16 protein-coding genes and 2 pseudogenes are annotated in these 19,214 nt (G+C 60.0%); 7 read left to right on the forward strand and 11 right to left on the reverse strand.

Features of this window, described 5'->3' with window-relative positions:
* Positions 1 to 280 precede the first annotated feature (280 nt).
* Positions 281 to 1,699: an amino acid permease gene (locus HU722_RS06690; protein ID WP_065872554.1), complete on the forward strand. Its 1,419-nt coding sequence runs from the start codon at positions 281 to 283 to the stop codon at positions 1,697 to 1,699.
* 39 nt (positions 1,700 to 1,738) lie between these two features.
* Here HU722_RS06690 and HU722_RS06695 read toward each other — a convergent pair whose 3' ends face one another.
* The 5 genes from HU722_RS06695 to HU722_RS06715 form a co-directional block, all read right to left on the reverse strand.
* Positions 1,739 to 2,869 carry an OpgC family protein gene (locus tag HU722_RS06695; protein ID WP_065880114.1) on the reverse strand — a complete coding sequence of 377 codons (1,131 nt, stop codon included), beginning with the start codon at positions 2,867 to 2,869 and terminating at the stop codon, positions 1,739 to 1,741.
* Positions 2,870 to 3,001: 132 nt separating this feature from the next.
* Positions 3,002 to 3,298, reverse strand: a complete 297-nt coding sequence (locus tag HU722_RS06700; RefSeq protein WP_065880113.1) for a cupin domain-containing protein — start codon at positions 3,296 to 3,298, stop codon at positions 3,002 to 3,004.
* Positions 3,299 to 3,356: 58 nt separating this feature from the next.
* A complete protein-coding gene (locus HU722_RS06705; protein WP_065880112.1) occupies positions 3,357 to 3,641 on the reverse strand; it encodes a putative quinol monooxygenase in 285 nt (94 codons plus the stop codon).
* Positions 3,642 to 3,655: 14 nt separating this feature from the next.
* Complete coding sequence (locus HU722_RS06710) at positions 3,656 to 5,275, reverse strand: FMN-binding glutamate synthase family protein (RefSeq protein ID WP_065872551.1); 1,620 nt, start codon at positions 5,273 to 5,275, stop codon at positions 3,656 to 3,658.
* 28 nt (positions 5,276 to 5,303) lie between these two features.
* Entirely contained in the window at positions 5,304 to 6,068 is a 765-nt protein-coding gene (locus tag HU722_RS06715) for a helix-turn-helix transcriptional regulator (RefSeq protein ID WP_065872550.1), read from the reverse strand.
* A 93-nt stretch (positions 6,069 to 6,161) separates the two neighbouring features.
* Between HU722_RS06715 and HU722_RS06720 the strand changes: the two are divergent.
* Together HU722_RS06720 and HU722_RS06725 are read left to right on the forward strand one after the other, a co-directional pair.
* Positions 6,162 to 6,975, forward strand: a pseudogene (locus tag HU722_RS06720) (carbon-nitrogen hydrolase family protein).
* A gap of 217 nt (positions 6,976 to 7,192) precedes the next feature.
* A complete protein-coding gene (locus HU722_RS06725; protein ID WP_065880110.1) occupies positions 7,193 to 8,518 on the forward strand; it encodes an APC family permease in 1,326 nt (441 codons plus the stop codon).
* 28 nt (positions 8,519 to 8,546) lie between these two features.
* Here the strand turns inward: HU722_RS06725 and HU722_RS29185 are convergent, their stop codons facing one another.
* The 5 genes and pseudogenes from HU722_RS29185 to HU722_RS06745 form a co-directional block, all read right to left on the reverse strand.
* Entirely contained in the window at positions 8,547 to 9,269 is a 723-nt protein-coding gene (locus HU722_RS29185; protein WP_371915015.1) for an ATP-binding protein, read from the reverse strand.
* A pseudogene (locus tag HU722_RS29190) lies at positions 9,270 to 9,353 on the reverse strand (hypothetical protein); the annotation flags it as partial.
* A 569-nt stretch (positions 9,354 to 9,922) separates the two neighbouring features.
* Positions 9,923 to 11,737: a DAHL domain-containing sensor histidine kinase gene (locus HU722_RS06735; RefSeq protein ID WP_065880108.1), complete on the reverse strand. Its 1,815-nt coding sequence runs from the start codon at positions 11,735 to 11,737 to the stop codon at positions 9,923 to 9,925.
* 10 nt (positions 11,738 to 11,747) lie between these two features.
* Complete coding sequence (locus HU722_RS06740) at positions 11,748 to 12,716, reverse strand: cytochrome-c peroxidase (RefSeq protein ID WP_065880107.1); 969 nt, start codon at positions 12,714 to 12,716, stop codon at positions 11,748 to 11,750.
* Between the two features lie 25 nt (positions 12,717 to 12,741).
* Positions 12,742 to 14,610, reverse strand: a complete 1,869-nt coding sequence (locus HU722_RS06745; RefSeq protein ID WP_186752317.1) for a putative bifunctional diguanylate cyclase/phosphodiesterase — start codon at positions 14,608 to 14,610, stop codon at positions 12,742 to 12,744.
* A 218-nt stretch (positions 14,611 to 14,828) separates the two neighbouring features.
* Here HU722_RS06745 and nosR point away from each other — a divergent pair, with 218 nt between their 5' ends.
* Genes nosR through HU722_RS06760 form a run of 3 tightly spaced genes read left to right on the forward strand, consistent with a single transcriptional unit; the run spans position 14,829 to position 17,064 of the window.
* Positions 14,829 to 16,154: a response regulator c-di-GMP phosphodiesterase, NosR family gene (gene nosR / locus HU722_RS06750; RefSeq protein ID WP_049709784.1), complete on the forward strand. Its 1,326-nt coding sequence runs from the start codon at positions 14,829 to 14,831 to the stop codon at positions 16,152 to 16,154.
* Positions 16,151 to 16,561, forward strand: coding sequence for an NUDIX hydrolase (locus tag HU722_RS06755; protein WP_065872542.1), 411 nt, complete (start codon positions 16,151 to 16,153; stop codon positions 16,559 to 16,561). The genes nosR and HU722_RS06755 overlap by 4 nt, the downstream gene beginning before the upstream one ends.
* Positions 16,558 to 17,064 (forward strand): GNAT family N-acetyltransferase, encoded by a 507-nt coding sequence (locus tag HU722_RS06760; protein ID WP_065872541.1) that lies wholly within the window; start codon positions 16,558 to 16,560, stop codon positions 17,062 to 17,064. The genes HU722_RS06755 and HU722_RS06760 overlap by 4 nt, the downstream gene beginning before the upstream one ends.
* Before the next feature lie 27 nt (positions 17,065 to 17,091).
* On the opposite strand, the gene metR is transcribed toward HU722_RS06760, so the two are convergent.
* Positions 17,092 to 18,009, reverse strand: coding sequence for a transcriptional regulator MetR (gene metR / locus HU722_RS06765; RefSeq protein WP_049709781.1), 918 nt, complete (start codon positions 18,007 to 18,009; stop codon positions 17,092 to 17,094).
* Between the two features lie 182 nt (positions 18,010 to 18,191).
* On the opposite strand from metR, the gene HU722_RS06770 reads away from it, so the two are divergent.
* Entirely contained in the window at positions 18,192 to 19,211 is a 1,020-nt protein-coding gene (locus HU722_RS06770) for an alpha/beta fold hydrolase (RefSeq protein WP_065872540.1), read from the forward strand.
* Positions 19,212 to 19,214: the final 3 nt, after the last annotated feature.

Raw genomic sequence — 19,214 nt, forward strand, 5'->3', positions numbered from 1 at the left:
CCTGCACGCAGATTGATCGGACTTGCTGGAAGCTTAGTCGCTGAGGGCTGCCCGTGAGGGAAATCTGTTTTGTTTGTGGGAAATATCATAAAGGAGGCCTGCGACGTTTAGTCGCTCGGGGCAGGTAAGATGCTCCTGTAAAGTGCGTTTTTCGCGGGCATTTCAACTAAATTGGATGGCTTTTATAGTGAAAGGCCCTGGGCTGGGCTTTTTATACTGCATGCCCCGCCGAGCTTGCCCAATGGCGGACACTCCAATAACAAAATGAGGTTGTACCTTTATGCCAGTCGGCAACCCACTGCCCCACGGCGAGACCGCTCAAGGCGGTCCGCTCAAACGCGAACTCGGCGAGCGGCACATTCGCCTGATGGCCTTAGGCGCCTGCATCGGTGTCGGCCTGTTCCTCGGCTCGGCCAAGGCTATCGAAATGGCCGGCCCGGCAATCATGCTGTCGTACATCATCGGCGGCCTGGCGATCCTGGTGATCATGCGTGCGCTCGGTGAGATGGCGGTGCACAACCCCGTCGCCGGTTCGTTCAGCCGTTATGCCCAGGATTACCTCGGCCCGTTGGCGGGCTTTCTCACCGGCTGGAACTACTGGTTCCTGTGGCTGGTAACGTGCGTTGCGGAGATCACCGCCGTGGCCGTGTACATGGGCGTGTGGTTCCCCGACACGCCGCGCTGGATCTGGGCCCTGGCGGCACTGATCAGCATGGGTACGATCAACCTTATCGCAGTAAAAGCCTTCGGTGAATTCGAATTCTGGTTCGCGTTGATCAAGATCGTCACCATCATTGCGATGGTCATCGGCGGCGTCGGCATCATTGCGTTCGGCTTTGGCAACAACGGCGTGGCGCTGGGTATTTCCAACCTGTGGGCCCATGGCGGTTTCATGCCCAACGGCGTGCAAGGCGTGTTGATGTCGCTGCAGATGGTGATGTTTGCCTACCTGGGCGTCGAGATGATCGGCCTCACCGCCGGTGAAGCACGCAACCCGCAGAAGACGATTCCGAGCGCTATTGGCTCGGTGTTCTGGCGCATCCTGCTGTTCTACGTCGGCGCGTTGTTTGTGATTCTGTCGATCTACCCGTGGAATGAAATCGGCACCCAGGGCAGCCCGTTCGTGATGACGTTCGAGCGCTTGGGCATCAAGACCGCTGCGGGCATTATCAACTTCGTGGTGATCACCGCGGCGCTGTCGTCGTGCAACGGCGGTATTTTCAGCACCGGGCGCATGCTCTACAGCCTGGCGCAGAACGGGCAGGCACCGGCCACCTTTGGCACCACCTCGAGCAATGGCGTGCCGCGCAAGGCGCTGTTGTTGTCGATCTTTGCGTTGTTGCTGGGCGTGTTGCTCAACTACCTGGTGCCAGACCAGGTGTTCGTCTGGGTAACGTCCATCGCTACCTTTGGCGCGATCTGGACCTGGCTGATGATCCTGCTGGCCCAGCTCAAATTCCGCAAAAGCCTGAGCCCCGCTGAACAGGCCGGCCTCAAGTACCGCATGTGGCTGTACCCGGTCAGTTCCTACCTGGCGCTGGCGTTTCTGGTGCTGGTGGTGGGCCTGATGGCGTACTTCCCGGATACTCGCGTGGCGTTGTATGTGGGGCCGGCCTTCCTGGTGCTGCTCACGGTGCTGTTCTACGTGTTCAAGCTGCAACCGAACAACGCGACTGCGGCGCCGGTGCGTTCGGCCTGACGCCGCCAATGGCCCGCTGCGTGCGGCGGGCCATCCAGTCTATCCCGCGTGCACGCCTGCCTTGAGCGACTGATCCAGGCGCTTGTTGAACTCCAGCCACAGCGCGAGCAACCCCATCAGTGCAGCACCGGCCACAGCGGTCAGCAATTGCATCGCCAAGGCATCCCCGGCCATGGCATTGATCATGTCCGCCAACGGCGCGAGCACGACGCCCAGGCAAAACACCTCCAGCGAATAACGCCCCATGCGACAGGTATGTTGCGCCAGCCAGTTTTCGGTCCAGCCACGGCCCGGCAGCAGCTTGGCGGTGACATAAGCCAGGGCAAGGAAGTGCAGCAGGCGCAGCGGTGACAAGTCGGTCTTGCTGATGGGGTAGATGAGGTCGCTGATCACCGACGGCATCAGCGCATCGTGGATCTGCGGCCAGCGCCAGGACAGCGTCAGCACGCCGGCCATCAACACATAAAGGGTTGCCGCGACAAACACCGGCTGGCGGCGCAGTGGCCGGGTGTCCACCGGCCGTTCTTGTCGGCTGTAGAGCGCCGCCGCGCCTCCCAGTATGAACAGCAGTTGCCAGGTCACCGGGTTGAAGTACCAGACACCATCGGCAATCGCCCGCAGATTCCAGCCCATCCACGGCGCCAGCAAGTAGATCGTCGTAGACACGGTCACCACCGTCCAGGTGTTGCGCAGCATCAACGGCAACACCAGCGGCAGCCCTGCCAGCAGCACAATGTAGAGCGGCAACGGGTCCATCAGGTTGGGTTTGAAACGCAGCAGCAGCTCATCGGTCAACGCTTGCTGCGGGTGGGTGACGAAATGCGTCAGGCCCATCTCTTCGACAAGGTCGCGGGTTTCCACGTGGCTGTTAGCGAAGAACACGATGCCCATCAGCATCGCCAGCAGAAAGATATGCACCACATATAACACCCAGGCACGCCGCAGGATTTTCAGCGAGGCAATCCAATAGCCATCGCGTTGCAGGATCTTGCCGTAGGCCAATACCGCAGCGTAGCCGGCAAGAAATACAAACACCTCAGCCGCATCGCTGAAGCCGAAGTTGCGCAGCGTGATCTGGCCGAGGGGGTTGTGGGGGACGTGATCCCAGAAAATGAAGATCAACGCCAGGCCCCGAAAAAAATCGATGCGCGGGTCGCGTCCGTTCAGCATGGCAGCGGGCTCTTGTACGAAATGTTTATTAAAGACAGGCAGACGTGGGCGTTGGCGCACGCCACCCGTCGGGCGGGCGCAGGTTGGCGGTATTTGTAAGCAATTGCAAAGGCTGGGTATTACTGAATGTCTCTAGACATCGATAATGACTAAAGTGCCTTGGCTGCCGGCGAGTACGCCATGGGCGGTACCCGCTTCGACCAGGTACATCTGGCCGGCGGCCACGTTGATGTGTGTATCACCGATGCTCAGGCGCAAGCAGCCGTCGATCACCAGCAAACCTTCGTTGTAGTCGTGGGTTTCTTCTTCATAGGCCTTCTCATCCATGCGCAACACCTTGATCCGCGCCGGGCCGACCTGGCCCAGGCGCGTTGATTTCCAGCTGTCAGGCAGTTGCTCGGCGATGGCGGCCAAGTCCAGTAACGGCATGTGAATCTCCTGTTTGCAACGATGCCGTCGGTGGTCCGGTTCAGCGGGAAGTCGTGGTTTAGAACATATCCATCAACAGCACCCGGCAGGGCTTGGCTTCATACGCATTGATCTGTGGGACCAGCCGAGTGAAGTGTTCGGTCTGGCAATGTGTATCGAGTGCGGCCTGGTCCGGCCATTGCTCGACAAAGATAAAATGCCCCGGGTCTTTTTGATCAACGAACAGATCGTAGGCAATGCACAGCGGTTCCTGGCGGTTTTTTTCCACCAGTTCTTCGTACCACGGGCGCACCGTTTCCAGGTGTTCGGGCTTGATGAAATCTTCGGCGATGACTTTCAACACGGTGTCTCTCCTTTTTAAGCCGCCGCCACTTCATGTGGCTCAAAACTGTCCGCCCGCGCCATCTGCCACATGCGTGAATAGAACTCGCCATTCACCTCGCCGGTCAGCAATTCACCGGGTTTGAGGAACACATGCAACTGCGAAAACAGCTTGATCTCTGTCGCCGACATCCGCCGTACCAAGTGCTTGGCCGACAGTTGCGACGGATGATCCAGGCCGGCCGCGGCGAGCATTTCCGCCAGCGCCTTGAGCGTGTTGCGATGGAAGTTGAATACGCGCTGGGCCTTGTCCGGGACCACCAGCGCACGTTGACGCAACGGATCTTGGGTAGCAACGCCGGTCGGGCATTTGTTGGTGTGGCAGCTCTGCGATTGAATGCAACCGATCGCGAACATAAAGCCCCGCGCCGAGTTGGCCCAGTCGGCGCCGATGGCCAGGACGCTGGCGATGTCGAACGCGCTGACGATCTTGCCGCTGGCGCCGAGCTTGATCTTGTCGCGCAGGTTCAGGCCCACCAGGGTGTTGTGCACAAACAGCAGGCCTTCGCGCAGCGGCACGCCGATATGGTCGGTGAACTCCACCGGCGCAGCGCCGGTGCCGCCTTCCTTGCCATCCACCACGATAAAGTCCGGGAGGATGCCGGTTTCGAGCATGGCCTTGGCGATGCCCATGAACTCCCACGGGTGACCCAGGCAGAACTTGAAGCCCACCGGCTTGCCGCCGGACAGTTCGCGCAGTTGGGCGATGAACTGCATCAGTTCGATGGGCGTGGAAAACGCGCTGTGGCGCGACGGCGAGATGCAGTCTTCGCCCATCATGATGCCGCGGGTGTCGGCAATTTCCTGGGTGACTTTGTGCTTGGGCAGGATCCCGCCATGGCCGGGTTTGGCGCCCTGGCTCATCTTGATTTCGATCATGCGCACTTGCGGGTTCTGCGCCTGCACGGCAAAACGTTCCGGGTCGAAACGGCCGTCGCTGGTGCGGCAGCCGAAGTAGCCGCTGCCCAATTCCCAGGTCAGGTCGCCGCCGTTCTCGCGGTGGTAGGGGCTGATGCTGCCTTCGCCGGTGTCATGGGCGAAGTTGCCCAGCTTGGCGCCTTGGTTCAACGCGCGAATTGCGTTGGCACTCAACGAGCCAAAGCTCATTGCCGAGATATTGAATACCGACGCCGAATACGGTTGCGTGCACTGCGGGCCGCCAACCATTACACGGAAGGCGCTGGGGTCGCTGAGCGGTGCGGGGCGCATGGAGTGGCCGATGAATTCGAAGCCTGACTGGTACACGTCGATCAAGGTGCCGAAGGGTTTGTCGGCAGATTCATTCTTGGCGCGCGAATACACCAATGAACGCTGGGCCCGGGAGAAGGGCAGGGCGTCGCTGTCGGACTCCAGCAGGTACTGGCGGATTTCCGGGCGGATGGCTTCCACCAGGTAACGGATATTGCCCAGGATCGGGTAGTTGCGGCGCACGGCGTGGGGGCTTTGCAGCAGGTCGAAAATACCGATCAGGCTCAACACGCCAGTGACCACCGTGATCGGCCACAGCCATTCATGTTCGATAAAGGGGAGGCTGGCGAGGGTGAAAATGACGCACACGGCAAAGAAAGCGTAACGACTCAGTAGCGACAGGCTCATACGGGTTTCCTGGGTTCGGACTCATCGGCTAGGCGTTTTGCGCCTGTAGAAAGATCGAGAACAGCTCTGACTGGGATTTGATCCCTAGCTTGCTGTACATGTGTTTCTTATGGACTTTCACGGTTTCAACAGAGATTTCCAGCTTACGAGCGATTTCTTTGCTGGAGCAACCGCTGAGCATCAAGCGACCCACATCCAGCTCGCGGGCGGTGAGTTGCGCGCCCCACTCATCATTCTGGATCGGCGGCTGCGGGGCGCTGACCTGGTGCAGTTCAAAGGGCAGGCGCTGGCGCAGCAGGCCCAGCACCCAGGGCTGGATCAACGACAGCAGGGCAATCTGCGCCGGGTCAAAGCGCTGCCTGGAGCCCAGTGACAGGCACAGGGTACGCCCATCCGGCTGCTGGCAATTAAATTGGATTTCATCAGCCACCACGTTCAGGCGGAAGTAGCGCTGGTAGTACTCGGTGAGTTCGAAGTGCTCCGGCGCCACTTCGGCCAGGCGCAACAGCCCGGTGCGCGAGTGTTCACGGCTGGCGATGTAGAAGGGGTCGAGCAGGTACAGGCCGTTGAGGTAGTCCTGGAACAAATGATCCGGCGTGCCATCGGCGCCTGGGCATTCAGCGAATACCAGCGGGCGGTGTTCGCTGCTGAACAGCAATACGACCCAACTGTCGAACGGCACGTATTGGTCCAGCAGCCGGACAAGCTGGGTCCAGAAATTGGGCTGGTCCAGGGCGTCTATCATTTGCCCCACCGAACGGTGCCAGGCGATGTCTTGCAACGACATGGTCATTGATCTACCCCTATCGGGTTACCCCCGCCGCGTGATTCCCTGGCCGGTTGCGCCTGCGCATACTGCGGCACGTACACAGAACAAGGAATACCCATGAAGGTCGAATTTGCCCAGTTGGCGGGCCGTGATAACGGTACAGCTTACAACCTTGAGCGGGCCTTGGCGGCGATCGCTGCAGCGGCTGCGGATACGCAACTGATCGTCTTCCCGGAAACCCACCTGATGGGCTTCCCCAGCGCCGAGACCGTCGCCGACATCGCTGAACCGCTGGACGGGCCTACCGTGCAGGCTGTGATCCAGGCCGCGCGCGCGCAATGTCGCCGTGGTGATCGGCATGGCCGAAAGCGACGGCGGGCAATTCTATAACACCACCTTGCTGATCACCCCCGAAGGCATCGCCCTGCGTTATCGCAAGACCCATCTGTGGGCCTCGGATCGCGGTGTCTTCACCCCAGGCGATCGCTACGCCACTTGCCTCTGGAACGGCGTGCGCGTCGGTCTGTTGATCTGCTACGACATTGAGTTCCCGGAAACCGCCCGAGCCAACGCGCAACTGGGCGCCGAGTTGCTGATCGTCACCAACGGCAACATGGACCCATACGGCCCCACGCACCGCACCGCGATCATGGCGCGCGCCCAGGAAAACCAGGCGTTTGCGCTGATGGTCAACCGAGTGCAAGAGGGGGACGGCGGATTGTTGTTTGCCGGTGGCAGTGCGCTGGTGGACCCGTTTGGTACGTTGCTGTTTGAAGCCGGGCGTGACGAAGGGCAATTCACGGTCGAACTGGATCTCGACCAATTGGCAGCGGCGCGCAAGGACTACCGCTACCTGGATGACCAGCGCTTGAAATTGCCGGGTGAGGTGGTCGAGCACACTGACGGCACGCGCGAACTACTGATTCCTTAGGCCTGTAGTGAGCGGGCTTGCCCCGCGCTGGGTGGCGAAGCCGCCCCAAACCCAGGCAACTCAGTTTCGACTGGAGATACTCGGTGACTGAGATGGGGCGGCTTCGCCACCCAGCGCGGGGCAAGCCCGCTCACTACCCATCAACATAAGAAAAATGACACCTGCTTCACCGACTTCAGTTCTGCCATAAATCTAATAATTTCGCGGAGAATCGCTCATGGCTCATTTGCAACGCACCCTGTCATTAGGGTCGGTGGTGCTGTTCGGCATCGCCTATATGACGCCGATCATTGTGCTCGGCACCTTCGGTATCCTGGCGCAATCCACTGCGGGCATGGTCCCCGCTGCTTATCTGGCGGCGCTGGTGGCGATGTTCTTCACCGCCATGAGTTATGGGCGCATGGCCTCGGCGTTTCCGGTCGCCGGTTCCGCCTACAGCTACGTGCGCAAAGCCATCAGCCCGAAACTGGGTTTTATCGCCGGCTGGGCGGTGCTGCTCGACTACCTGTTCCTGCCCATGGCCATCTGGCTGATCGGTGCGGCGTACCTCAATTCAGCGTTCCCGGCGGTGCCGCAGTGGATCTGGGTGTTGGCGTTTATTGGCATCACCAGCGCCATCAATATCGTCGGCCTTAAGCTGGCGAACGGCATCAATGCCTTGCTGATGCTGGTGCAGTTCCTGGTGTTGATTGCGTTTGTGGCGCTGTGTATCCACTACATCGGGGGTGATGCGAGCAAGCCTTTATGGACGACCGCCCCGTTCTTCAACGGCCAGATGCAACTGCCGCTGATCATGAGCGGCGCGGCCATCGCTTGCTATTCATTCCTGGGCTTTGACGCGGTCAGCACCCTCACCGAAGAAACCCGCGACCCGCGCCGCACCATCCCACGGGCGATCATGTTGATCACCTTGATAGGCGGGCTGATTTTCGTGGCAGTGTCCTACTTTGTGCAGATCGCGCACCCGTCTTTCGAATTCGCCAATGTGGATTCGGCGGCGTATGAAATCGCGCGCAACATCGGTGGCGACCTGTTTGTGTCGATCTTCCTGATCGGCCTGATCGTCGGCCAGTTCGCCTCGGGGCTGTCGGCCCAGGCCAGTGGTTCGCGCTTGTTGTTTGCGATGGGCCGCGATGGCGTGTTGCCCAAGTCGTTCTTTGGCACCCTGCATGCGCGCTTTGGTACGCCGGTCAACAGCATCCTGTTGTGCGCGGTGGTGGCGCTGCTGGCGTTGAAGCTGGACGTGACCACGTCCACATCGTTTATCAACTTCGGCGCCTTCCTGGCGTTCAGTCTGGTGAACCTGTCGGTGATCTTCCATTACTGGATCGGCGCCAAGCAGCGGGGTGTGCGTGAGCTGATCCTGTTCCTGGTATTCCCGGCCATCGGCCTGCTGGCGGATTTATGGCTGATGGTCAGCCTCGATCACCTGGCGATTTACCTGGGCTTGGCGTGGTTGGCGATCGGGGTGGTTTACCTGGGCGTACTCACCCGTGGCTTCTCGCAACAGCCACCGGAGATGGATTTCCAGGAAGCGGCGTAGAGCTTTGCGGCTTGTTCGGCGGCGTGCCTTACGCCGCCGTCTGCCGAATCGGCAATACCACGCGGAATTTGGTGCCTTTGCCGAGTTCGCTGCTGACGGAAATATCGCCATGGTGTTTCTTGACGATACCGTAGGAGAGCGACAGCCCTAGTCCCGTCCCTTCGCCTACGGGTTTGGTGGTGAAGAACGGGTCGAAAATCTTCTGCACGGCGTCGGGGGCAATCCCGCAGCCGTTGTCCGCCACCTCCAGCCAGATGTTATCGCCTTCCACGCCATTGCTGATGGTAATGGTGCCGCGCTCCGGTCCCATGGCTTGCGCGGCATTGATCACCAGGTTCATCACCACCTGATTGAGCTGCGATGCCAGGCATTCGATCTCGGGCAATGCGCCGTAGTTTTTGACCACGTCGGCTTTGTACTTGAGTTCGCTGGCGACGATGTTCAGTGTTGAATCGATGCCCTGTTGCAGGTTCGCAAACTGCCAGGTCTGGTCATTGTCCACCCGTGAGAAATTTTTCAGGTCTTTGACGATTTGCACCACGCGGCCAATGCCTTCCTTGGACTCTTTGATCAGGATCGGAATGTCCTCCTTGAGAAACTCCAGCTCAAGGTCGGTTCGCAGTGCCTTGAGCTGATCGCGCTGTTCCGGCGGCGCAATCAGCGTTTCGGCGCGTTGATAGGCATCCAGTATCTGTTGCAGCTGGTTGAAGTAGCCGTCCAGGGTGCTGAGGTTGGAGGAGATAAAGCCCACCGGGTTGTTGATTTCATGGGCGACACCCGCCGCAAGCTGCCCCAGCGACGCGAGTTTTTCGGACTGCACCAGTTGGCTTTCCAGGTGCTTGCGCTCGTCGATTTCCAGTTGCAGCGCCTGGGTGCGTTGCTCCACCAAATGTTCCAAGTGGGTGGTCTGCAGCGAGGCGCGACGGGCCATGTCCCATTTATTCGCCAGGGTGTTGGCCATCTGCTGGACTTCGATGTTGTCGAAGGGTTTTTTCAGAATCAGCAAGCGTTCATGGGCGTGCAGGCGTTCCAGCAGGTCTTCCCAGGAGTAGTCCGAATAAGCGGTGCACACCACGACTTGCAGGTCTGGGGCGATTTTCCACAACGCTTCGATGGTCCTGGCGCCATCCCAGCCTTGGGGCATACGCATGTCGACAAAGGCCAGTGCGTAGGGGCGTTTTTCCGCCATGGCCGTGGTCAGCAAGCCAAGGCCTTCTTCCCCGCCATACGCCGAGTGCAGCTCGAAAACCTGGGCCTGGGCTTTGGCCGTGTCGCCGAACAGCGCCGATTCCATGTCATCCAGCAGCGGGTTCGATTCAACGGTCGGCACCAGGATCTTGCGGAAATCGTCATGAATCGACGGCGTGTCGTCGATCAGCAGGATGCGCCGGTTGGGAGGTTGGTTCATGCGGGGCTTCCGACAAGGGTGAGAGGGATGGTCAAGGTAAACACCGCGCCCAGGCCCGGCCCGTCGCTGTGTGCGCTGAGCTGGCCATTCATTTCCACGGCGGCCAGGGCGCAGCTGTGCAGGCCAAAGCCATGGCCTTCCTTGCGAGTGGTGAAACCGTGAGTGAAGATTCGTGTCATGTTTTCTGCCGGTATGCCTTCGCCCTCATCCTTCACGCTGATCTGCAAGGTGTCGTCATTCAGCGACTGCACCGTGAGGGTCATTTGCCGCGGCCGGTCGGAGAGGGTGGACATGGCGTACTTCGCATTGCTGATCAGGTTGACCATGATCAGCAGCAACCGGTGTTTGTCCGCTAGGATTTCCGGCAGTTGCGCGTAATGCTTGACCACCGTGACGTTGTGCCGATTCAGCGCCCCTGCGTTCATGCGCAAGGCATCTTCCATCAGGGCGCTGATATGCACCGGTTCGCGAACCGCAGACGCACCGGCATAGGATTGTTGGGTGGAGACGATGTCTTTGATATGGTCGACGCTTTTACTCAGCTGCGCCATTTCATCCGCCATGCCTTGTTGTTCCTGCGCAATGGCGTCCACCAGTTGGTTCAGGTAGGCGGGCAGTAGCTTGCCTTTTTCATCCTCGGTCAAGAAGGTGCCCAGGTCCCCCTGGCGTTCGTTGATCAACTGCATGGCTTTGCCCAGGCCCAATGCCTTGCTGCTGCGCAGCTTTCGCGTGACCAGGTCGGCGGAGATATTCACGCTGTTGAGCACGTTGCCCACGTTGTGCAGCACGTTGGTGGCGATTTCCGCCATGCCGGCCTGTCGCGCGCTGTCGAGCAGTTCACTCTGGGCATCCTTGAGTTGTTGGGTGCGCCGCTCCACGCGTTGTTCCAGGGTCTCGTTCGCCGCGTGCAGCGCGCGGTTGACTCGGTTGATTTCGGCGAAACTGCGCAGCAGGCGCACCGCCAGGTACAGTAAAAGCGCCACCAATAAGGTCGAGAAAATCAGCAGGTAGCGATGGTATTGATGGTCGATGAGGTCAGAGGCTTGCTGGTCCTGATTGAGATGCGTGGTCAGCTCGTCCAGGCGTTCGGCCACCGGGACTGCGGCGATTCGTTCGAGCAAACCGTTGACCACCGGCTGTTCGCGCAGGATCAGCGAAATGTGATTACTGAGGATCTCAACCGGCGCCTGGAAATCACTGGGCAATCGCTCCTTGTTGATCGCCAGTTTGCCCAGGCCCACCAGGATATCGGCCGCGAGCTCGTCGCTGGTGACCTGAGCGAACTCCAGGCTGCTGAGTAGCAAGTCGTAAGTGTCGGTAGCTACGCCTTGCAGTTGCAGCCGGTCTTCATCATTAAAGCGGTTGAACTGAGCCTGAATGTCGTCCTCAGCGGTTGGTAAAAAAGCCAATGAGTTGCGCAGCACCGCATTGTGGGATTTGAACTGGTCCACCAACCGCGCTTTTTCCTTGATCGCGGCCTGATAAGCATCCCGGCTGGCTTGCCAACGTTGCAGGTCAGCAGGGTCGTGGTAGGCGTCGCCGTTTTCCAGGTCTACCCATAACCGCGTCATTTCCCGCAGGGGTGCCACCAGCGGATCATAGTTGTGGGTGATGGCGATCCTGGCCTTCAACACTTCACTGTCCCATTGGGCATTGAGTTGCTGGAGTTGGCGGATCAGGTCCCGTGAGTGTGTGTAGGTGGCGGTCTGGTCACGGGAAGACTTGAGGTACAGAAACACCAGGGTGGACGCCAACAGCAGCGTCATCAGGCTAAGCAACACTTGGCTGGCGAGGCGGCGGGACAGGGTCATGACGGTATGCTCATAAAGGCTTGCCTGCCCATTCGCCGGTCAGGGTCTTGAGAAACTGGACAATCAGGTCCTTGTCTTCCTGGGACGGGGTGCGCCCCAGTTGGTACTTGAACATCACGTCGACCGCCTCTTGCAGTGTCTTGGCCGAGGCGTCGTGAAAGTAGGGCGCCGTGACCGCGACGTTACGCAAGCTGGGCACCTTGAACACGTGGCGGTCTTCTTCGTCCTGGGTCAGCAGGTAGCGCCCCAGGTCCGATTCGACCGGATTGCCGCGCGCCTTGAAGTAGCCGCCCATCACACCGAACTTCTGGAACATGTTGCCGCCGATGTTGATGCCCTGATGGCACGCGATACAGCCGTACTCCTTGAAGCGCTGATAGCCGTACTTTTCCTGGATCGTGAGGATTTCGGTATTGCCCAGGAGATATTGGTCAAACCGTGAGTTAAGGGTCAGCAGCGTTCGCTCATAGGTGGCCAGGGCATCTTGTACGTTAGCGGCGGTGACACCGTCCGGGTAGGCCTGCTTGAATGCCGCCTGGTAGGTGGGCATGGCAGCGAGGTTCTGCACTACGGTTTTCCAGTCGCTGCCCATTTCCACCGGGCTGATCACCACGTGTTCGACCTGTGCTTCCAACGTGTCGACGCGGCCATTCCAGAACTGCTTGAAATTGAGGCTGGCGTTGAACACCGACGGCGTGTTGAGTTCTACCGGCTTGCCGTCGAAGCCAATGGAGAAGGGTTTGTCGTCGGCGCCTCCCGATGCCAAGTGATGGCAACTGGCGCAGGACAGCGTGTTATTGGCCGACAATCGCGGCTCGTTGAACAGTTGGCGGCCCAGTTCAACCTTGGCCGGGTCCAATGCAGGGACCGCGGGCAACGGTTTCAGGGCCTCTTCCAACGGCGCGGCCATCAATGGCGCACCCAGGCCCAGCCACAGCGTGAGGAAGAGGCTGGTACGGCAGGTTGAAACGTCGTTCAAGCGAGCACTCCTTGCAGGCGTAGGGCTATTGATCGGGCATCAGTGTCGCGCAGCCCTTCTGCAGTAACTGGGCGAAGTCCTCTGAGGGCACCGCTTTACTGAACAGATAGCCTTGGCCTTCCTCGCACAGCTGGTGTTGCAGGAAGTTCAATTGCTCGAGGGTTTCTACGCCCTCGGCGATGATAGTCAAGCCCAGGCTTTTGCCCATGCCGATAATAGCGCTGATCAGTTGTTCGTCCTGGCTATTTACCTTCAGGCCATGAATGAACGATTGGTCGATTTTCAGCACGTCGATGGGAAACCGTCGCAGGTAGCTCAGGCTGGAGTAACCCGTGCCGAAATCATCCAGGGCCAGGCGCACGCCCATGGCTTTGATCCTGTTCAGGATATCGACCGTGTCGTCGACATTCTGCATCAGCACGCTTTCAGTGATCTCCAGCTCCAACAGGGCCGGCGGCAGGTGTGTCTGCTCGAGGATCGCGGCGAGATTGTCGACGAAGTCCCGCTGGCGGAAATCGATGGCTGAGATATTCACGGAGATGCGTAGCGTGGGCAGGCCCATGTCACGCCAGGTTTGTGCCTGTTCACAGGCCTGGCGCACTACCCACTGGGTCAACTGCACGATCAATCCAGTGTCTTCGGCCACCGGAATGAAGTCAGCCGGGCTGATCCAACCCAAACGCGGTTGAAACCAGCGAAGCAGCGCTTCCGCCCCCACGATCTGCCCGGATTTCAGATCCAGCTTCGGCTGGTAGTGCAGGGCAAATTCGTTGCATTCCAGGGCATGGCGAATCGCGCTTTCCAGGTTTTGCCGGTGTTGGGCGTGCAGGTTCATGTCTTCGGTATAAAAACTGAAATCGTCCGGGCCGCGCTCTTTGCTGGCGTGCATGGCGGTTTCGGCCTGTTTGATCAACTCCACCGCTGTGCCGCTGTCATTGGGGCAAATGCTGATACCCAGGCTGGCGGTGATGCTCAGGTCATGCCCGGCGACGTGACGGGTGGCGCGGATGGCCTTGAGGATCTTTTGCGCAACGTGCTGGGTTTGCTGGGGATGCAAGATGTCGTTGAGCAGGACCACGAACTCGTCGGAACCGTAGCGAAACACCGAATCCGAACTTCGCACCGCCGCCACCAGGCTTTGGCTGACCTGCTGCAGCACCTCATCGCCCACGGGGTAGCCCAGGGCGTTATTGATGCGCTTGAAGCGGTCCAGGCCGATAAACATCACCGCCATTTGCGTGTCATGCCGCCGGCCAAGGGCAATTGCCTGGGTCAGCCGGTCGCCTAACAACGTGCTGTTGGGCAGTTCGGTCAGGGCATCGTAGTGCAGCAGGTGCGAGACTTTGAGCAGCTCCTGCACGCGTTCTTCGACGGTGCGTTCCAGGCTGATCACTTTCAGCGCAATGTCCTGGGCGAGTTGCCATTTCCAGGTCAGGGCGCTGGCCATCTGGCGGATTTCCAGGTGATCGAAGGGCTTTTTCAGGATCAGCAACTGGTCGTTGTACTTTAAGCGCGCTTCGATGGCCTCGAAGGAGTAATCGGAGTAGGCGGTGCACAGGGCGATCTGCAGGTGGGGATCGACGTTCCAGAGGTGTTCGATGGTCTGCAAGCCATCCCAGCCAGGTGGCATGCGCATGTCAATGAAGGCCATGGCATAGGGCGCGTTGGCGGCCAGGGCCTTGTTCACCAGGGCCAGGGCCTCCTGACCCTGATAGGCCGAGTCGAGCTCGAACGCCTGACGCACTTTGGTCGGTGTCCCGAACAGGGCCTCCTCGAGGTTTTCCAGGGAGGGTTCGCCTTCGGCACAGAGGATCTTGCGAAAGTCCTGATGGATCGAGGCGGTGTCATCGACGATCAGAATGCGCCGGTTGGCCCGTACGGAATCCGGGGTCATTGTGCGCACCACAACTGCAAGTGATTCGACGGCATGACGGTTCCTTCCCTGGGTGCATCGTGAGCGGGGCGTCTGCCTGCTCTGACAGCATAGTCGAACTCCCTTGATATCGACGGCTACTTGGCGTCAAATCAAGCCCGCGTGCCAAGCGAGGGAAGACGGCTCGGCACACGGGTTCAATTTAGCTCAATTCAATTTGATTCGAAGGCGCAGCAGGCATGGATGAACAATTCGCTACGCTCTCCACCGCACAACCCACCATTTTGCTGGTCGACGATGAAGAGTCGATCCTCAACAGCTTGCGTCGCCTGTTGCGCGGCCAGCCCTTTAATGTGGTGCTTGCCGGCAGCGGTGCCCAGGCTCTGGAAATAATGGCGGCCCAACCCATCGACCTGATCATGAGCGACGCGCGCATGCCAGGTATGGACGGCGCGCAGTTGCTGGCTGAAGTCCATCGCTTGTATCCCACCACCAGTCGTATCCTGCTGACCGGTTACGCTGACCTGCCGACAATCATCAAGGCGATCAACGAAGGGCAGATCCACCGTTATATCGGCAAACCCTGGAATGACGATGAACTGAAGCTGATCCTGCAGCAGGCCCTGGAACATCAGCGGCTTGAACGCTTGACCCTGGTGCAGAACGAGCAGCTCAAGGCGCTCAATGCGACCTTGGAAAAACGCGTGGAGTCGCGTACCGGCGAGCTGCAGCAGACCGCGGACATGCTCGACCTGGCTTACGAAGAACTCAAGCGCAGCTACGTGACGGGCACCGAAGTGTTTTCGCTGCTGGCCAACCTGCGCTTGCCCAAGGACAAGCAGACCAACCGCCAGTTGATCGAGCTGATCCGTGTGTATTGCGCCTCGCAGGCCATCGACGAGGTCAGCACACGCGACCTCACCATGGCCGCCGCGCTCTATAACATCGGCAAACTGAGCTGGACCGACAGCATGATGACTGCCCCGGCCGATAAACTGCACAGCACCGACCGCGATCTGTACCGCGCCTATCCGACGCAGAGCGAGTCGCTGTTGATGACGCTGGAGCCGATGAAGGATGCGGCGCGGATCATTCGTCATCATCAGGAGCGCTACGACGGCAGTGGTTTCCCCGATCACCTCAAGGAGGATGCGATCCCGTTTGGTTCACGCTTGCTGAAACTGGCGGTGGATTTCATCGAGTTGCAGAAAGGGCTGATCCTTGAGCGACAGATGAACAGTGATGAAGCGCTGCTCTATATCCAAAAGTATGCCGGGCGCCTCTACGATCCGAGTCTGGTCGAGGCTTTCGTGCAGGCTTGTGCCAAGTTCCTCAGTGATGTGACGCTGGGTGATCCCACCGTCAAGGTCCTGACCACCCGTGAGCTGGCTGACGGTATGGTCCTGGCGCGTAACCTCAATGCCGATAACGGCATGCTCCTGCTCAATGCCGGCAAGGTGCTGAACCTGCCGCTGGTGGACAAGCTCATTGCGTTCGAGGCAATGGAAGGCGCGAAATACGCCATTTTTATCAAAGTACCCGAAGAGACAGCAGACCTTTCATGAGCACTTCTACTATCCGCATCGCCGCCGCCCTCCTGATCGGCAGCGACGGCCAAACCCTGCTGGTGCGCAAGCGCGGCACCCAGGCTTTCATGCAACCGGGGGGCAAGATTGACGCTGGCGAGCAACCCGTCGAAGCCCTGGCCCGCGAGCTGCACGAAGAGCTCAACTTGCGTATCGAGCCCAGTGCCGCCGTCTACCTCGGCACGTTTTCCGCACCGGCCGCCAACGAGCCGGGTTTTACCGTGGAAGCCGAGTTGTTCCAGGTGCAGATCGACGTTGCGGTGACCCCCGCCGCCGAAATTGAAGAGGTCCGCTGGATTGACCCGGCCGGTGACGGCGGCTTGCAGTTGGCACCCTTGACGCGCGATTTGATCCTGCCGTTTTACCGCTCATCGCTGACCGCATGATTGTTCGCACGCTGGGGACGCATGACGCCGAGGCCTATCGTGCATTGATGCTCGAGGCCTATGGCGCCTATCCCCAGGCATTCACCTCCAGCGTGGCGGAGCGTGCCGCGATGCCGTTGAGCTGGTGGGAAAAACGCTTGGGCAGTCCGCTGGACCGGCTGCTCGGTGCCTACGAAGGGGATGAGCTGGCCGGCATTGTCGGCCTTGCATACGAGCCACGAGAGAAGGCTCGGCACAAGGTGACGCTGTTCGGCATGTATGTGAACGCGGGCCACCAGCAAAAGGGCTTGGGCCGTCAGTTGGTTGAAGCGGCACTGGATGAGGCGCGTAAGCAGCCGCGCCTCAAGGTGATCCAGCTGACCGTCACGGCCGGTAATGACGCGGCGTTTGCCTTGTACCAACGCTGCGGTTTTATCCAATACGGCCTGGAGCCATTGGCAGTGCGCGTCGGCGTTGAATACTTCGACAAGATCCACATGTGGCGCGAACTGGAAGATCACTGATGTTCAATGTTTTCTAATGAGTGCCGCTCAGCGAACAGCACTCACCCCATCCAGCGTTGAAAACGACGTGTCCTTCGCCGTCAGCAAAAAGTCGCGCATATATGGCGCGTCCAGCATGTCCGCGCGAATCCCCGCGTACAGCGTCGCAAACAAGCCTTTCTCGCCCAGGCGCTTGGCCTTCACGTAACCGCGCGAGCTGTATTCATGCAGCGCCCAATGCGGCATGCCGCACACGCCACGGCCGCTGGCGACCAATTGCATCATCATCACTGTCAGTTCCGAGGTGCGCACCTGGGCCGGTTCGACGTCGGCGGGTTCCAGGAAGCGGGTGAAGATGTCCAGCCGGTCGCGCTCCACCGGGTAGGTGATCAGGGTTTCGGTCAGCAAGTCTTCCGGCACGATGTACGCCTTGTTCGCCAGCGCGTGCTGGTTGGCCACCGCCAGCATGGCTTCGTAGGTGAACAGCGGCACATAGGTGATGCCCGGCAGTTCCAGCGGGTCGGAGGTCACCACCAGGTCGAGGTCGCCGCGCGCCAGGGCCGGCAGCGGCGCGAAGGCGAAACCGGACGCCAGGTCCAGCTCGACTTCCGGCCAGGCATCGCGGAACTGGTCGATGGTCGGCATCAGCCACTGGAAGCAGCTGTGGCATTCAATCGCCATGTGCAAACGCCCGGCGGTGCCGCCGGCCAACCGCGCAATGTCACGCTCGGCGCCGCGCAGCAAGGGCAGGGTGGCGTCGGCCAGTTGCAACAGGCGCAGGCCGGCGCTCGTGAAACGCAGCGGCTTGGTCTTGCGCACGAACAGTTGCATGCCCAGGCGCTCTTCCAGCTCCTTGAACTGGTGGGACAGCGCCGATTGCGTCAGGTGCAGGCGTTCGGCGGCTTCGACCAGGCTGTCAGCCTCGCGCAGGGCGTGCAGGGTCTTGAGGTGACGGATTTCGAGCACGGGCTCTCCATGAAGATAATTTGTGACGAAGGCGGATGGCGTGAGTTTGTCTCATGTTGCAACGTGTGTCGACCATGACCGCTGGGCACTCTTCATCAAACTGTCATGGAAGTGTGGCAGCGCGCTTGAACAAACTTCATCAGACTCGCGCTCTACTGGGGTTCTGCGTTTCGGTGTTTTTCATGCGCGTGTTGTTTTTACTGGCCGCTTTACTGTTCGGCCTGCCGTCTTTTGCGGCTTCTCGATGTGATGTCAATGTCCCGACCCAAACGGTCGACCTGGCTCAGGTGAGCATTGCTTACCAGAGCATCGGTCGTGCGTCCGACCCTGCCTTGTTGCTGGTGATGGGCCTGGGCGGGCAGTTGATCCACTGGCCGGACGAAGTGGTGGTCGCCCTGTGTCAACAGGGTTTCCGGGTGATCCGCTACGACAACCGTGACGTCGGCCTGTCGACCTGGCGCCAGGCGCCGGTAAACGCCAACCTGACCTTTGAGGTACTGCGCTACAAGCTCGGCCTGCCGGTGGCGGCACCCTACACGCTGACGGATATGGCCGACGACGCCCTGGGCTTGATGGACGCCTTGCAGATCCAGCAGTTTCACGTACTGGGCGCAAGCATGGGCGGCATGATCGCCCAGCACCTGGCGGCGATGGCGCCGCAGCGCGTGGAAAGCCTGACCCTGATCATGACCAGCTCCGGTGCCGAAGGCTTGCCGGCACCCAATGCGGCGCTGGTGCAGTTGTTGTCGCGACGCAGTGCGCCGAATCGTGAAGTGGCGCTGGAGCAGCAGGCCGATTTGCTCGCGGCGCTGGGCAGCCCGAACGTGAAGGATGATCGCCAGGCGTTGCTGCACCAGGCGGCGCTGTCTTACGACCGCGCCTTCAACCCGGAAGGCGTGAAGCGCCAGATCATGGCGATCCTCGCCGAACCGAGCCGCGTGCCGTTGCTCAACCAACTGCGTGTACCGACGCTGGTGGTCCACGGCACCGCCGATCCGTTGCTGCCGGTGATGCACGGCGTGCACCTGGCGGCGCATATCCAGGGCAGCCAGTTGAAGTTGATTCCCGGCATGGCCCATCGTTTCCAGGAAGCGTTCAAGGCGCCGCTGCTGACAGCGGTGTTGCCGTACCTGCAGGCTCATCGCGAAGATGCCGCACATTGGGCGCAGATTGACCCGGTCGCGCCTTCGAAGCTGCTGTGACAT

Origin of the sequence: Pseudomonas tritici, from assembly GCF_014268275.3 — a bacterium.
GTDB lineage: Bacteria > Pseudomonadota > Gammaproteobacteria > Pseudomonadales > Pseudomonadaceae > Aquipseudomonas > Aquipseudomonas tritici.

What these genes read in the sequence shown, in the direction of transcription:
- HU722_RS06690 (WP_065872554.1), top strand. Translation starts at nt 281, where the DNA reads ATGCCAGTCGGCAACCCACTGCCCCACGGCGAGACCGCTCAAGGCGGT.
- HU722_RS06695 (WP_065880114.1), bottom strand. Translation starts at nt 2,869, where the DNA reads ATGCTGAACGGACGCGACCCGCGCATCGATTTTTTTCGGGGCCTGGCG.
- HU722_RS06700 (WP_065880113.1), bottom strand. Translation starts at nt 3,298, where the DNA reads ATGCCGTTACTGGACTTGGCCGCCATCGCCGAGCAACTGCCTGACAGC.
- HU722_RS06710 (WP_065872551.1), bottom strand. Translation starts at nt 5,275, where the DNA reads ATGAGCCTGTCGCTACTGAGTCGTTACGCTTTCTTTGCCGTGTGCGTC.
- HU722_RS06715 (WP_065872550.1), bottom strand. Translation starts at nt 6,068, where the DNA reads ATGACCATGTCGTTGCAAGACATCGCCTGGCACCGTTCGGTGGGGCAA.
- HU722_RS06725 (WP_065880110.1), top strand. Translation starts at nt 7,193, where the DNA reads ATGGCTCATTTGCAACGCACCCTGTCATTAGGGTCGGTGGTGCTGTTC.
- HU722_RS06735 (WP_065880108.1), bottom strand. Translation starts at nt 11,737, where the DNA reads ATGACCCTGTCCCGCCGCCTCGCCAGCCAAGTGTTGCTTAGCCTGATG.
- HU722_RS06745 (WP_186752317.1), bottom strand. Translation starts at nt 14,610, where the DNA reads ATGACCCCGGATTCCGTACGGGCCAACCGGCGCATTCTGATCGTCGAT.
- nosR (WP_049709784.1), top strand. Translation starts at nt 14,829, where the DNA reads ATGGATGAACAATTCGCTACGCTCTCCACCGCACAACCCACCATTTTG.
- HU722_RS06755 (WP_065872542.1), top strand. Translation starts at nt 16,151, where the DNA reads ATGAGCACTTCTACTATCCGCATCGCCGCCGCCCTCCTGATCGGCAGC.
- HU722_RS06760 (WP_065872541.1), top strand. Translation starts at nt 16,558, where the DNA reads ATGATTGTTCGCACGCTGGGGACGCATGACGCCGAGGCCTATCGTGCA.
- HU722_RS06770 (WP_065872540.1), top strand. Translation starts at nt 18,192, where the DNA reads ATGCGCGTGTTGTTTTTACTGGCCGCTTTACTGTTCGGCCTGCCGTCT.